A 13,739-nucleotide genomic window follows, 5' to 3' on the forward strand; every position below is an offset into this window, starting at 1 on the left:
CTGACCCCATGCCGAACTCAGAAGTGAAACGCTGTAGCGCCGATGGTAGTGTGGCATTCGCCATGCGAGAGTAGGACACTGCCAGGCACCCAATTAAACGGTGATGTGAAGAATCACATGACTGGCTGCGAGGATGACACCTCACAAACAAGCAGCAAAAGATTTAGCGAAAGCTAACCGAATGCGGAGCGGTAGTTCAGTCGGTTAGAATACCGGCCTGTCACGCCGGGGGTCGCGGGTTCGAGTCCCGTCCGCTCCGCCACTAATTTGAAAGGCCTTCCCTCACGGGAAGGCCTTTTTGCTATGCGCCTTCAGCATGCGAGTCAGCAAGCCCAGTCAACAGACTGGGCTTTTTCGTGCCTGCGATCTGACGGTGATGAGGGGCGAGTTGGGCGAGCAGGGGCATAGAGGGGGTTGAGCGAGGCTGTTAACGTGGGTTGGTGGTTGACCTAATATGCGTAAAAGAGATAAGCAAAGCGCTTTTTCTTTCTTCCTGATATATGTGGGAGGCGGCATTCTGTACTCAACCCAACGATATGGAGTATCACCATGAAACTGCGAATGACCGCTCTCACCGTTCTCTCCCTACTGGCTCTCGGTCAGGTCCAAGCCGCCGAGGTGCGGCTGCTGAATGTCTCCTATGACCCGACGCGGGAGCTGTTCCAGGAGTACAACAGTGCCTTTGCCAAGGAGTGGAAGGCCAAAACCGGCGACGATGTGGTGGTGAGCCAGTCACACGGTGGCTCAGGCAAACAGGCTCGTGCCGTGGTGGACGGACTGGAGGCTGACGTGGTCTCCCTGGCGCTGGCCTATGACGTCGATGCGGTGGCCAAGGCAGGTCTCACCGCCAGCGACTGGGAAGGGCGTTTGGCCAACAATGCCTCTCCCTATACCTCCACCATCGTCTTCCTGGTGCGCAAGGGGAATCCCAAGCAGATCAAGGATTGGGGCGACCTGGTGCGCAAGGATGTCGCCATCATCACCCCCAACCCCAAGACCTCCGGCGGTGCGCGCTGGAATTATCTGGCTGCCTGGGGCTATGCCCTGAAGAACAGCGGCACTGAAGAGGGCGCGAAACAGTTTGTCAGCGATCTGTTCAAGAATGTGAAGGTGCTGGACTCAGGGGCACGTGGCGCCACCACCAGCTTCATCGAACGCGGGCTCGGGGATGTGTTGCTGGCCTGGGAAAATGAAGCGTTGCTGGTGCTCAATCAGCCGGGCACCAGCGACAAGTTCGAACTGGTGGTGCCCTCGGTCTCCATCCTGGCAGAGCCGCCGGTAGCCGTGGTGGACAAGGTAGCCAAGAAGCATGGTACCGAGGCCGTCTCCAAGGCTTACCTCGAGTATCTCTACTCTGACGAAGGGCAGCGCATCATCGCCAAATACCACTATCGTCCGAGCAATCCGGCGATCCTGAAGGAGACAGCGGCCCAGTTCCCCAACCTGACGCTCTTTACTGTCAAGGATTTGGAAGGAGATTGGGACAAGGCACAGAAGAAACACTTCGCCCAGGGCGGATCGTTTGACCAGATTTACCAACCGGGCCGCTAAGAGACGAAGGCCCCTGTGACAACAGATAGGAGTACCACGATGAACAAGATCCTTCTGGTTCCCGGTCTGCACAACAGTGGGCCGGATCACTGGCAGAGCCGCTGGCACCAGCAATTTCCCCAGTGGCAGAGAATGATGGGTCTGCCCTGGGACAAGCCGGATCTCACGGTCTGGAGCGCAAAGTTGGCGAGCAAGCTCAGGAGCCGGCGCAGCCGGGTCCACCTGGTCGCCCACTCCTTCGGCGCTCTGACGGCCATCGCTGCCGCCAGACTGCAACCAGACAAGGTCTCCTCCATCTTCATCGTTGCCCCTGCCGATCCTGCCCGTTTCGGTATCCCGGATGAGGTGTTGGCGGGGTCCATCAAGGTCTCTGCCCAGTTGATCGCCAGCCGCAATGACCCCTGGATGAGTTTCGAGCGGGCAGAGTTCTGGAGCCGGCAGTGGCAGGTGCCCTTGTTCGATGCGGGGGCGGTGGGCCATATCAATGCCCAGTCCGGCCATGGGGAGTGGCACCAGGGGCTCGCTTTGCTCGGCACCCTATACCGCCGTGCCGAAATGGTGGTGGAGCCTGCTCCTGCCGAGTGGGGCAAGCAGGCTGCACTCAGTTTTCGATGAGGGCGCCTCGGATTGTCTCGGCACGATTTCCAGACAGGCTGGCAACTTGGCCAGCGTGACTGACTTTGCATGTTCCCGGTTTTACCGCTCCGTCTTTTAGGTCTTTTATTTATATAAAAGACCTTTTTTTATGCTTATCGCTCTAAAAGCCTTGTTCCACCATTGTTAGATAAAAAAGTGCTTAGCAAAGGCATTATTGGTGTTTGTTGTCCCTGGCCGCCGTGAGCAAAATCGTCACATCCAAAGTATTTATAACAAACGGATGCGTTATGCGATTAAGTTCTTATTCCGTCCTGCCAGGCTTGGGGCCAACGCTGGGCTTCAGTCTGCTCTATCTGGGCATACTGGTGCTGCTGCCGCTCTCGGCACTGGTGCTGTTTGCGGTGAACAACCTGAGCGCCGCCGAGTTCTGGCAGGTGATCGGCTCCCCCCGGGTGCTCGCCTCCTTTCGCCTGAGCTTTGGCGCCGCCTTCATTGCCGCCCTGCTCAACAGTCTGTTCGGTCTGATACTGGCCTGGGTACTGGTGCGCTATACCTTCCCCGGCCGCAGACTGGTGGATGCGCTGATCGACCTGCCCTTTGCCATGCCGACTGCCGTCTCCGGCATCGCCCTGTGCGCCATCTTTGCCCCCAACGGCTGGATTGGCCAATGGGTCGCTCCGCTGGGCATCGAGCTTGCCTACAACCCCATAGGGGTGGTCATTGCCCTGACCTTTATCGGGCTGCCCTTTGTGGTGCGTACCCTGCAGCCGGTGCTGCGGGAAGCGGAGAGCGAGCAAGAGGAGGCGGCCGCGAGCCTGGGTGCCAACCGCTGGCAGACCTTCATCCGGGTACTGTGGCCGACCCTGGTACCTGCGCTGCTCACCGGTTTTGCCCTGGCGTTTGCTCGCGGCGTGGGGGAGTACGGCTCTGTCATCTTCATTGCCGGCAACCTCCCCATGGTGTCCGAGATTGCCCCCCTGATGATCATGAGTCACCTGGAGGAGTATGACTACGCCGGTGCATCGGCCATTGCGTCCGTCATGTTGCTCATTTCCTTTGTGCTGCTGTTGCTCATCAACAAGTTGCAAGCCTGGAGCTGGGCTCGCATCGGAGGAAGCCGTATATGAACGCCTCTACTGCACATCTCGATCAGGCTCAGGAGTCCGCTCCGGCCACCCCGGCGCGTCATCCCCCGGTGACCCATGAACCGGTCTGGGTCAAATGGCTGCTGGTCACAGTCGGTCTGGGCTGGTTTGCCGCCTTGCTGCTGTTGCCGCTGGCCACCGTCTTCATCCAGGCGCTGAGCCCGGGTCTGGCCTTCTTCTGGCACGCCATCAGCGAGCCGGATGCCCTGAGCGCCCTGGGGCTGACCGCCCTGGTGACGCTCTGCTCGGTGCCCCTGAACCTGCTGTTCGGGCTGGCCGCCGCCTGGGCCATCGCCCGGTTCCGCTTCCCTGGCCGGCAACTGCTTATCACCCTCATCGATCTGCCGTTCTCGGTCTCGCCGGTCATCGCGGGCTTGATGTTCGTGCTGCTGTTCGGCAGTCGCGGCTGGTTTGGCGAGTGGCTCAGCGAGCACGACATCAAGATCATTTTCGCTACCCCGGGGATCATCCTGGCGACCACCTTCATCACTGTGCCCTTCGTGGTGCGCGAGCTGTTGCCCCAGATGGAGGCGCGGGGCCCGGAGGAAGAGGAGGCCGCCATCATGCTGGGGGCGAGCGGGTTGCAGATGTTCTGGCGGGTGACCCTGCCCGGAATTCGCTGGAGCCTGATGTATGGCCTGCTGCTCTGTACCGCCCGGGCGGTGGGGGAGTTTGGCGCTGTCTCCGTGGTTTCCGGCCACATTCGCGGCCAGACCAACACGCTGCCGCTGCACATCGAGATCCTTTACAACGAGTACCAGACCGGTGCCGCCTTCGCGGTGGCCAGCCTGCTGGCGCTGTTCGGGATCTTCACCCTGCTGGGTGAGACCCTGCTGGCCAGGCTGCGCGGCCAACCGACCCAGTCCCATTGATCCCGAATTAACGGTTATAGGAGAGGCATTCATGAGCATTCAGGTTCAAGGGCTCAACAAGCATTTCAATCAGTACGCGGCGCTGGCCGACATCAACCTCGATTTTCACGACGGTGAGCTGGTCGCCCTGCTCGGCCCCTCTGGCTGCGGCAAGACCACCTTGCTGCGGATCATCGCCGGGCTGGAGCAGGCGGACAGTGGCAGCGTCATCATCCGCGGCGAGGATGCCTCGGATCTCCATGTGCGCGAGCGCAACGTTGGCTTCGTGTTCCAGCACTACGCCCTGTTTCGCCACATGACGGTGTTCGAGAACGTGGCCTTTGGCCTGAGGGTCAAGCCGCGCAGCGAACGCCCGGACGAGGCGGCCATCCGCACCCGGGTCAAGGAGCTGCTGGACCTGGTGCAGCTTAGCCATGTCGCGGCACGCTACCCGACCCAGCTCTCCGGTGGTCAGCGCCAGCGGGTCGCCCTGGCCCGGGCCCTGGCGGTGCAGCCCAAGGTGCTACTGCTGGACGAGCCTTTCGGCGCCCTCGATGCCCAGGTACGCAAGGAGCTGCGCCGTTGGCTGCGTGAGCTTCACGACGAGCTGCATGTCACCAGTCTGTTCGTGACCCACGATCAGGAAGAGGCCCTGGAGGTGGCGGATCGGGTGGTGCTGATGAACGCCGGCAAGGTAGAGCAGATTGGCACCCCTGCCGAAGTGTATGATCAGCCCGCCAGTGCCTTCGTGCACAGCTTCCTTGGCAGCGTGAACCTGTTTCGTGGCAGGGTGGCCGGGCAGGGGCTTGGCATCGGTGAGCAGCAACTGGGTGGCCCCATCCCCTCCCATCTGGCAGAAGGGAGTGCGGCCATCGCCTATGTGCGCCCCCACGAGCTGGAGATCCTGCCCTCGGATGCTCCCGGTGGCATTCGCGCCACCATTACCCGCCTGCTGCCCATGGGGCCGCGCATCCGGGTGGAACTGCGTGGCGATGGGGAGACGGGAGGTGCCCACTACGAGGCCGAACTGAGCAAGGAGGCCGCCCGGGCCTTTGCCCCCGGCCAGGGGGTGCGTCTGGTGGCCAGGCAGGCACAGCTCTATCCCGACTACCAGATCTGAGGGCAAGCCGCGAGGTGCGGCCCTCTTTCAGGCTTGCTGCCGGGCTATGATCCCGGCAATCCATAACAAGAGGACGGTGGCACAAGCCACCGCCACTCAGCGCAGGAGGCGATGAGGTGAACTTTCAGCAATTGCGAATCATTCGGGAGGCGGCACGGCGGGATTACAACCTGACCGACGTGGCCAATGCCCTCTTTACGTCCCAGTCCGGGGTCAGCCGCCACATTCGCGAGTTGGAGGAGGAGCTGGGGCTCGCCCTCTTCATTCGCTATGGCAAGCGTCTGCTCGGCATGACCGAGCCGGGCAAGGAGTTGCTGGTGATCGCCGAGCGTATCCTGGGGGATGCCGACAACATCCGCAAACTGGCGAGCACCTTTGCCAATCGCGACTCGGGCCGGCTGCTCATCGCGACCACTCATACCCAGGCCCGTTATGCCCTGCCGAGGGTAGTGAAGGCGTTTCGGGAGCAATTTCCTCTGGTACAGCTGGAGCTGCGTCAGGGGAGCCCGGAGGAGATAGTGCGGCTGGTGCAGACCGGCGAGGTGGACATCGGCATCAGCAGCGAGCAGCTCGACAAGAGCGAAGGGGTGGTGGCCTTTCCCTACTACCGCTGGCACCACAATATCGTCGTGCCGGAGCAGCACCCTCTCACCGCCGAGCGGGAGCTGACCCTGGCCGCTCTGGCCCACTGGCCCATCGTCACCTATCAGGCCGGCCTCACTGGTCGGGCACGGGTGGATGATGCCTTTGCCGAGGCGGGCATAGTGCCGCAGATCCTGCTGACCGCCCAGGACTCAGACGTCATCAAGACCTATGTCGAGCTGGAGATGGGGGTGGGCATACTGGCGGACATGGCGTTCGATTCCCAGCGGGACAAGGGACTGGTGCAACTGGACGGCAGTCGGTTGTTTGCGCCGCACACCGCCTGGATTGGCCTCAAGCAGGGGCAGTTCCAGCACAACTTTGCCTGGCAGTTCATCCAGCTCTGCAACCCCGATCTGGCGCTGGCGGAGATCCAGGCCCGCGCCATGAGCAACGAGCCTCTGCTCGACTATCAGATCTGAACCGAGGGATGGATGAAAAACGGGGAGCCATGGGCTCCCCATTTTGTTGATGGTGTCATGTCGTGCCTGCGGCTCAGTTCACCTGGAGCCAGGCCTCCTGCCAGTGGGAGCCTACGCCCGGTTCATACTGGGTGGCCGTGCTCGCCCACTGGCTGCACCAGCCGCTGTAGGGGAAGGGTTTGCACTGATAGACCTTGCCGTTCTTCGGCTGCAGCACCCGGGTTCCGGCGGTGTAGGACTTGAGGCCGTCCGGGAAGGTGAACTGGTAATCGCCCCCGCTTGCCGGATCCTTGAACATGAGGTCCAGGGTCTGCTGCACCGCGTCACCACCGGCCTTGGGTTTGCCCTCGATCACCAGCTGATGGTGGCCTGCACTCAAGCCGGTCAGCGCCATGGAGAAACTCTGGCTGCCGTCCTTGATGTCGGCACTGCTCTGTCCCCTGGCGACACCGCCGTGGTCATAGAGGGTGTTGGTGATGGCGAGATCCCCCTGGGCCGTGACGGTGAAAGTCAGGGTGAGCTTGCCGTTGTCGAGAGGGTAGTCGCTCGCCAAACCGCTCACGCTGATCCCGTTCTCAACCGGGGGCTGCTGTTGCTCAAGCTGGATCTCGACCCGTTGCAGGTTGCTGCCAGCCTTGAGGTAGACCGGGTTCTGGCCATAGACGGGGTTGAACTGGCCGTCCGAACCTTGCTGGCCTGCACGGATCTGGCTCTGCTCGGCGTTGATCTTGCTCGCCAGGGCGTGGGCCCAGTTGTTCTTCTGGCCCTGCCCGGCGCTGGCGATAATCAGCTCGGTCTGGAGATCGGTGCGCTCGCCATTGGCATCGAACACCCGGGTTCTGGCTTTGTCACCTGCCACCAGGTCGATGGAGGGATAGATGGTCCCTCCCTGGCTCCAGGTCAGCGGGGGCTGGGTGCCATCCTTGAACCGGGCGTCGATCAGGTTGTAGAAGCTGTTGGCGGTATCCCCAACCTCCCACACCCCGAGAATGACCTGATAACCGGTACGTGCGGGCAGGGTGCACTGATGGGTCACCTGTTTGGGGGGCTGCACCATGTTGCCGTCGATGACGCAGAAGGGATTGAGATCGAACGCATCCCGGGTGAGGGGCTGGTTCGGGTTCCAGTCCTGCTTGGTGAGGTAGTAGCGCCAGTTGCGGGTCACGTGGTTGGCAGTGAAGGTCCAGCTGATGGCGAAGGGACCGGCCTGCACTTCACGCTTGGTCCAGCGATCGAGAGTCTGGGTGTTGAGCTCGCCGAATTGGGGGTGACCGGCCGAGGCTATCTGGCCGTCGGCGGGGCCGCCATCGGGGAAGCCGGAGGGGGCTTCCAGGCTCTGGGGTTCCCACTGGATGGCGCCACACTGGCTGTTGCCCCCTGTCTTGCACAGGTAGTTGCGCCCTTCGGGCTGGCTGATGTAGCCGTGAGCGAGCACGCCGCCACTGGCCAGCAGCGCCAGCGCTGCCGCGAGATGGGTGAGTCGGATATTTGCTGCCATACATTCCTCTGTTCGGTGATGTGGGCAGTCACGTTGGCAGGGTAGTTCCCCGAAACACGGTGCTGCAACCCCGCTATCCTGGACAGCTTGTCTTTAGACCGGAGGCTTTGCGTCCTGGCCTTTCAACCAGTTTGCCAAATGACTACAGAAAGGATCATGGTGCCGCCTGTGGCGACCACTCATCATGACTATATTTTGTTAAAAAATTAAGTGTAAAAATTGACAGTGCCATCTCATCGGAGCAGCGCATCAGCGGCAGATGGCTCCGTCGGGATCTGCGCGCTGGATCAGTGCGAGAGGGTTGCCCGGGAGAGGCTCCCGTGGCCATGACGGGAAAGGAGCCCCTGCAAGCCTGGCAGGGGCTCACGGGGCCACTCAGTGGCGGGGTTGCATGCCTGCTCGGGAAGAGGACGCCTGGGTCGGTCGCATCATCCTGTCCTGGGCTTGGGCGTTGTCCAGCTTGAACACCGCCAGTCGCTCGTCGAGGCTTCGGGAGAGACCGGCCAGCAGTTCGCTCTCCTGGGCCAACTGGGTGGCCGCCTGGGACATCTCTAGCGCCGAGTCGTTGATGCCGCTGACGTTGCGGTTCATGTCTTCCGCCACCATGCTCTGCTGCTCCGCCGCCGTGGCGATCTGGGTCGCCATGTCGCTCACGTGCTGGATGTGATTGACGATGAGGGAGAGATCCTGCCCCGCCTTCTCGGACTGGTTGACGCTGCTCTCCGCCAGCTTGCGGCTGGCGTCCATGGCGTTGGCGGCGGTGACAGCCCGTTGCTGCAACTGGGTGATGGTACTCTGGATCTCCTCGGTGGAGTGGCGGGTGCGACTGGCCAGTTGGCGCACCTCGTCGGCCACCACGGCGAAGCCACGGCCCTGCTCGCCGGCGCGGGCCGCCTCGATGGCGGCGTTGAGGGCCAGCAGGTTGGTCTGCTCCGAGATGGCGCTGATGACTGCCGTCACCTCGCTTATCTGCATCACTCCCTCCTTGAGCTGGTTGACCTGCGAGGTGGCCTGATCCACCTCGGTGGCCAGCGCCTGGATGCCGTGCACGCTGGCATGGACATCCTGGTTGCCGAGTCCGGCCTCGCTGGTGGCATCCTGGGTGTCGCGGGCCGTATTCTCGGCGTGACCCGCCACGTCGGCGATGGTGGCGCTCATCTCGTTCATGGCGGTGGCGAGCTGGGCGAGCTGATCCCGCTGACTGTTGACCGCCTGGTTGGTCTGTTCGGCGGAGGCGGCGATGCGCAGGGCGGCATCCGCCACGTTGCGGGCCCCCTGGCTCGCCTCCAGCAGGGCGCGGCGGATGGCATCCAGCCCCTGGTTGGTGGAGCTGGCGACGGCGCCGAGCTCATCCCTGCCCAGCACCGGGATGCTGACCACCAGATCGCCGGCCGCGACCCGGGCCATGGCCTTGTTGATCTCGGCCAGGGGATTGACGATGGAGCGGCTGATGGCGAGTCCCAGCAGCCCCATCAACAGGATCACCAGCAAGGTGGCGCCACCCATCCACTCATATTGCGACCACATGGTAGCCTCAATGTCCTGCAACAACACACCGGAGCCCAGGATCCAGCCCCAGGGCTGGTAGCCCGTCACCAGCGACATCTTCTGGGCCGCCTCGCCGGACGGGGAGACCCACTGATACTCCAGCCTGCCCTGGTGGCCGCCCTTGCCGAGATCCACCATGTGCTGCCAGTGGGACTCGGCAGGGTTGTTGCCCATCTGCTGGCCGACCAGCTCGGGTTTGGCGGGATGCACCACCACCCGACGATCTTCATCCAGCACGAACAGGTAGTTGTCCCCGTCAAAGCGCATGCTGTCGAGCATGGCCTTGGCCTGTGCCTTGGCCTGTTCCGGGGGGAGGGTGGCGGCCAGGGCCTGGATCCGGCTCATGGCCAGATCCAGCACCGCCTGCAGCCTGGCTTCCCGTTCACTCATCAGATTGCGGTGCAGGGCACTGGCCGAGATGAGCAGCAGTGCGATGAAGCCGACCAGGGCCAGTGAGAGCAGCAGCATCAGCTTGCGACTCACGGCAATATCACCGAGCTTGAACATAGACTTATCCTTACTTTCCCATGCGGGTCTGATTGTGGCCGAACTGCCGGCCGGACCTGATTGTTGTTATTTTTAACATATCATTAACTTTCAATGGGTTGCGGTGGAAAACAGCCAATTGAGCAGTTTGACAACCAGTATAGCCAGCAGACAGAAACCCTCGCTTTTGATAGCGTGATGGCGCGCATCCCGGCGCACAATTTGTCTGCTCAATTTGCAAGAAGTGTGAATGGGTTGGCATTTCACCAAAAAGGAGTGGGCGCCCCCGTGGTCGCCCCATAACAAGAGGGAAGTTATGAGTTCCATTGCCAGGAATTATCTCAATCAGCTCAATGCCGATTACCTGCAGGTGCACAGACTCAAGGAGGACCTGTTCTGGTCCACCTACATGGGCACCAGCGACGATCAGGCAGGCTTCACCGCGGCCGAACAGGCCTACAAGGCATTTTGTGCCGATCCTGCCCGCCTGCCGGTGCTGCGGGAGATGCATGCCCAGGCCGAAGAGGCGGGTCTCAGGCGCGGCCTGGGGGGCTGGATCGCCTTCTTCGAGTGCAACGTCATCGAAGATCCCGGTGCCTCCGCCCTGATGGACGAGCTGGTGGCCGCCGAGGCGGATCTCTTCGCCCGTCGCAAGGGGTTGAAGCTCACCTTGCTGGACGAGCAGGGCCGCCAAGTGCCTGGCAGTCTGCCCGCCGCCAGCACGGCGCTGGCCGCCAGCAGCGACGAGGCGGTGCGCCAGAGCGCGCTCGCCATGTTCCAGACCCTGGAGCAGTGGGTGGTCGACAACGGCTATCTTGACATCGTCGCGCTGCGCAACCGCTTCGCCCGTGCCATGGGCTATCGCGACTACTTCGACTACAAGGTGCACAAGAACGAGCAGATGAGCCCGGAGCAGCTGTTTGCCATTCTTGACGACTTCATCGCCCGCACCGATGCCCGCTTGCACCAGAGTCTGGCGGAGCTGAAAGCGGCCAAGGGGGAAGCAGCCCTGCTGCCCCACAACCTGCGCTACAGCGTGAGTGGTGACGTGACCCGCCAGCTCGACCCTTACGTGCCCTTCTCCCGGGCGCTGAAGGATTGGGTCGAGAGCTTCCGCCGCCTCGGCATCCAGTACCGCGGTGCCACCCTCACCCTGGATCTGCTGACCCGGGAGGGAAAATACGAGAACGGCTTCTGTCACGGCCCGGTGCCGAGCTTCTGGCAGGATGGGGAGTGGGTGCCGGCGGTGGTCAATTTCACCAGCCTGGCCAATCCGGCCCAGGTGGGCAGCGGCTGGAGCGGGCTCAACACCCTGTTCCACGAGGGAGGCCACGCGGCGCACTTTGCCAACGTCACCGGCAACGCCCCCTGCTTCTCCCAGGAGTTTCCGCCCACCTCCATGGCCTATGCCGAGACCCAGTCCATGTTCTGCGACAGCCTGCTGGACGACGCGGACTGGCTCAAGCGCTACGCCAGAAACGCGGCGGGAGAACCCATCCCCGATGCGCTTATCCAGGCCATGATTGAAGCGCGCCAGCCATTTCGCGCCTTCAACGAGCGCCAGATCGCGCTGGTGGCCTACTTCGAGCGGGATCTCTACGCCATGACAGAGAACGAGCGCACCCCGGCCGCCGTGCTGGCCCTGGCCCGCAAGTGGGAGCGCAAGATCCTGGGGGTGGAGAGCCCACGCCCGCTGCTGGCTATTCCGCACCTTCTGAACCAGGAGTCGGCCTGCGCCTATCACGGATATCTGCTGGCGCTGATGGCGGTGGAGCAGACCCGCGCCTATTTTCTGAGGCGCGACGGCTATCTCACCGACAACCCGCGCATCGGGCCGGATCTGGCCGCCCACTACTGGGGACCGGGCAACGGCATGACCCACGACGAGACACTGCAGAGCCTCACCGGCGAGGGTTTCAGTGCGGTGCCGCTGGCAGAGGCGTGCAACCGGAGTGCCGCCGAGGCGTGGCAACAGGCACAGACGTGCATGGCGGCGGCGCGGCAGCGCCCACCGGCAGGGGAGGGGACGCCCCTCGACGCCCATATCCGGGTGGTACACGGGGCCGAGCTCATCGCCGACAACAGCGAGTCCGAGGCGCGCATGCTGGCAGACTTCGAGGCCTGGATCCGGCGCCTTGAGGCCGCCGAACCAGTGACCCAGGCCTGAGCCCGGTGTTTCACCATCAAAGAGCCCCATCAGGGGCTCTTTTTTGTGGGTTGAGATGACCTGACCCCATGGTGCCAGCCGGGGATTGGCGGGTGGACAGGCTTGAGTGTCCCTGGCTGCGGCGCTGCCCGCTGGTTTTTCTTCATGCGCCATCTTCCTGGCCTTGACGACCTGCGCTGAGGCGCCCGGTTGCGGGCAAGAGGCGACGCCCTACCCTTGGCAGGGTGTCTGCATGGCGGGTTGACGGCCATTTCCCCCTGCTGGCCACAGATATGTTTCTCCCGATATATTGAGTATTCACGGCGATCCCATATCATGGCGCTCGCTCGCCACCAGAGGGTGGCGGCATTCAGATGATTTGCTAACAAGAGAGCCCAGAAGGCTCGCAGAGGGATGGATAGTGAGAGCCGTATTGCTGTGTTTGCTGGGGCTGTGGCCCGCGTTGAGTTTTGCCACTCTGTCCGCCGATATGGTGGTGGTGAAGAAGTCGAGTTACAGCCTGACCCTGATGAAGGATGGCAAGGAAGTGAAACGCTACTGGATTGCCCTGGGCCCGGCTCCCAAGGGACACAAGCAGCGTGAAGGGGATCAGCGTACCCCGGAAGGTCGCTATACCCTGGACTACAAGAAGAGCAACTCCGGTTTCTACAAGGCCATTCACATCAACTACCCGAATCTGGACGACATCAAGCGCGCCAACGAGCTGGGTGTGAACCCGGGCGGCATGATCATGATCCACGGCCAGCGCAACAGCCTGGGGGATCGCAGGGTGCAGCCGTCCAACTGGACCAATGGCTGCATCGCGGTGCTGAACCACGAGATGGACGAGATCTGGAACGCCATCGAGCCCGGCACTCCCATCATCATCGAGCCCTGATCCTGTCTGCCAACGCCCGCTCTCATGCGGGCGTTGCATTTGTCGCAGACCATGACGTGACACTGCCTCCTGCGCCGTGCTAGTTTTTCCGGTTCGCATTGGCTGTGACAAGGATGATCCCATGATGTCGGAAACCCGCCTCCCTGTGCCCGAGCGCACGGGGGCGCTCTGGTGGCGTGCCACCCTGGATATGCTCCCGCTCTCCATTTCCGTCATCCCCTGGGGAATACTGTGTGGCGCCCTGGCGCTTCAGGCGGGTATGAGCCCGCTCCAGGCACAGCTGATGTCGCTGCTGGTCTATGCGGGGGCGGCCCAGCTCTCGGCCACCACCTTGTTCGGGGCGGGGACGCCGCTGCTGCCCATCATGGGCTCCACCATGGTGATCACCTCCCAGCATCTGCTCTATGGCTTCACCTTCCGGCGCGACGTGCTGCCGCTCTCCCTGCGCTGGCGGGCCAGCCTCGCCTTCTTCCTGACCGACGAGATGTTTGCGGTGGCGCTGAAAGACAGGGAGCGCAGCGGCGCCTTCAATCCCGCCTATGCGCTCATCGCGGGCTTTGTCTTCTATCTGTTCTGGAACATGGCGACCCTGCTCGGCATCGCTGCCGGTCAGTACATTGACGGGCTGGATCAGATGGGGCTGGACTTCGCCATTGCCGCCACCTTTATCGCCATGACGCTCCCCGCCATGAAGAACCTGCCCATGGTGGCGGCCACTCTGGTGAGCGGCGGGACGGCGCTCGTCACCAAGCCGCTGCTGGCGGAGATCCACATCATCGTCTCGGCCCTGGCCGGCATGGTGGTGGGCTATGTGCTGCACCGGATGAGGAGGTGA

11 protein-coding genes, 1 tRNA gene and 1 riboswitch are annotated in these 13,739 nt (G+C 62.6%); of the genes, 10 read left to right on the top strand and 2 right to left on the bottom strand.

Annotated elements, in window-relative coordinates:
* The first annotated feature begins 185 nt into the window (after window positions 1-185).
* From AB5Y89_RS13080 to cbl, 7 genes are all read left to right on the top strand, one after another.
* Window positions 186-262: transfer RNA gene (locus AB5Y89_RS13080), tRNA-Asp, on the top strand.
* Window positions 263-549: 287 nt separating this feature from the next.
* A complete protein-coding gene (locus tag AB5Y89_RS13085; protein ID WP_124245036.1) occupies window positions 550-1,551 on the top strand; it encodes a sulfate ABC transporter substrate-binding protein in 1,002 nt (333 codons plus the stop codon).
* A gap of 39 nt (window positions 1,552-1,590) precedes the next feature.
* Window positions 1,591-2,166, top strand: a complete 576-nt coding sequence (locus AB5Y89_RS13090) for an alpha/beta hydrolase (protein WP_124245035.1) — start codon at window positions 1,591-1,593, stop codon at window positions 2,164-2,166.
* A 269-nt stretch (window positions 2,167-2,435) separates the two neighbouring features.
* Window positions 2,436-3,275 carry a sulfate ABC transporter permease subunit CysT gene (gene cysT, locus AB5Y89_RS13095; protein WP_039039454.1) on the top strand — a complete coding sequence of 280 codons (840 nt, stop codon included), beginning with the start codon at window positions 2,436-2,438 and terminating at the stop codon, window positions 3,273-3,275.
* On the top strand, window positions 3,272-4,165 hold the full coding sequence (gene cysW / locus AB5Y89_RS13100; protein ID WP_010672826.1) for a sulfate ABC transporter permease subunit CysW: 894 nt from the start codon (window positions 3,272-3,274) through the stop codon (window positions 4,163-4,165). Before cysT ends, cysW begins: the two co-directional genes overlap by 4 nt.
* 31 nt (window positions 4,166-4,196) lie before the next feature.
* A complete protein-coding gene (locus AB5Y89_RS13105; protein ID WP_010672827.1) occupies window positions 4,197-5,264 on the top strand; it encodes a sulfate/molybdate ABC transporter ATP-binding protein in 1,068 nt (355 codons plus the stop codon).
* A gap of 116 nt (window positions 5,265-5,380) precedes the next feature.
* Window positions 5,381-6,328: an HTH-type transcriptional regulator Cbl gene (gene cbl, locus AB5Y89_RS13110; protein WP_043156146.1), complete on the top strand. Its 948-nt coding sequence runs from the start codon at window positions 5,381-5,383 to the stop codon at window positions 6,326-6,328.
* A gap of 73 nt (window positions 6,329-6,401) precedes the next feature.
* Here the strand turns inward: cbl and gbpA are convergent, their stop codons facing one another.
* Together gbpA and AB5Y89_RS13120 are read right to left on the bottom strand one after the other, a co-directional pair.
* On the bottom strand, window positions 6,402-7,826 hold the full coding sequence (gbpA, locus tag AB5Y89_RS13115) for an N-acetylglucosamine-binding protein GbpA (RefSeq protein WP_368223953.1): 1,425 nt from the start codon (window positions 7,824-7,826) through the stop codon (window positions 6,402-6,404).
* A 60-nt stretch (window positions 7,827-7,886) separates the two neighbouring features.
* A riboswitch (cyclic di-GMP riboswitch) is annotated at window positions 7,887-7,972 on the bottom strand.
* A gap of 229 nt (window positions 7,973-8,201) precedes the next feature.
* Window positions 8,202-9,881, bottom strand: a complete 1,680-nt coding sequence (locus AB5Y89_RS13120; RefSeq protein WP_171865518.1) for a methyl-accepting chemotaxis protein — start codon at window positions 9,879-9,881, stop codon at window positions 8,202-8,204.
* A gap of 295 nt (window positions 9,882-10,176) precedes the next feature.
* Between AB5Y89_RS13120 and AB5Y89_RS13125 the strand changes: the two genes are divergently transcribed.
* The 3 genes from AB5Y89_RS13125 (at window position 10,177) to AB5Y89_RS13135 (ending at window position 13,739) form a co-directional block, all read left to right on the top strand.
* Complete coding sequence (locus AB5Y89_RS13125; protein WP_323951563.1) at window positions 10,177-12,027, top strand: M3 family metallopeptidase; 1,851 nt, start codon at window positions 10,177-10,179, stop codon at window positions 12,025-12,027.
* 400 nt (window positions 12,028-12,427) lie between these two features.
* Window positions 12,428-12,904: a murein L,D-transpeptidase family protein gene (locus AB5Y89_RS13130; RefSeq protein ID WP_029313677.1), complete on the top strand. Its 477-nt coding sequence runs from the start codon at window positions 12,428-12,430 to the stop codon at window positions 12,902-12,904.
* 121 nt (window positions 12,905-13,025) lie between these two features.
* Window positions 13,026-13,739 carry an AzlC family ABC transporter permease gene (locus AB5Y89_RS13135; RefSeq protein ID WP_319873414.1) on the top strand — a complete coding sequence of 238 codons (714 nt, stop codon included), beginning with the start codon at window positions 13,026-13,028 and terminating at the stop codon, window positions 13,737-13,739.

The sequence above is a fragment of the Aeromonas sp. s4 genome, from assembly GCF_040907855.1.
Taxonomy (GTDB): Bacteria; Pseudomonadota; Gammaproteobacteria; order Enterobacterales; family Aeromonadaceae; genus Aeromonas; species Aeromonas caviae.

Coding starts and splice junctions, on each gene's coding strand:
- AB5Y89_RS13085 (WP_124245036.1), top strand. CDS start 550: ATGAAACTGCGAATGACCGCTCTCACCGTTCTCTCCCTACTGGCTCTC.
- AB5Y89_RS13090 (WP_124245035.1), top strand. CDS start 1,591: ATGAACAAGATCCTTCTGGTTCCCGGTCTGCACAACAGTGGGCCGGAT.
- cysT (WP_039039454.1), top strand. CDS start 2,436: ATGCGATTAAGTTCTTATTCCGTCCTGCCAGGCTTGGGGCCAACGCTG.
- cysW (WP_010672826.1), top strand. CDS start 3,272: ATGAACGCCTCTACTGCACATCTCGATCAGGCTCAGGAGTCCGCTCCG.
- AB5Y89_RS13105 (WP_010672827.1), top strand. CDS start 4,197: ATGAGCATTCAGGTTCAAGGGCTCAACAAGCATTTCAATCAGTACGCG.
- gbpA (WP_368223953.1), bottom strand. CDS start 7,826: ATGGCAGCAAATATCCGACTCACCCATCTCGCGGCAGCGCTGGCGCTG.
- AB5Y89_RS13120 (WP_171865518.1), bottom strand. CDS start 9,881: ATGTTCAAGCTCGGTGATATTGCCGTGAGTCGCAAGCTGATGCTGCTG.
- AB5Y89_RS13125 (WP_323951563.1), top strand. CDS start 10,177: ATGAGTTCCATTGCCAGGAATTATCTCAATCAGCTCAATGCCGATTAC.
- AB5Y89_RS13135 (WP_319873414.1), top strand. CDS start 13,026: ATGATGTCGGAAACCCGCCTCCCTGTGCCCGAGCGCACGGGGGCGCTC.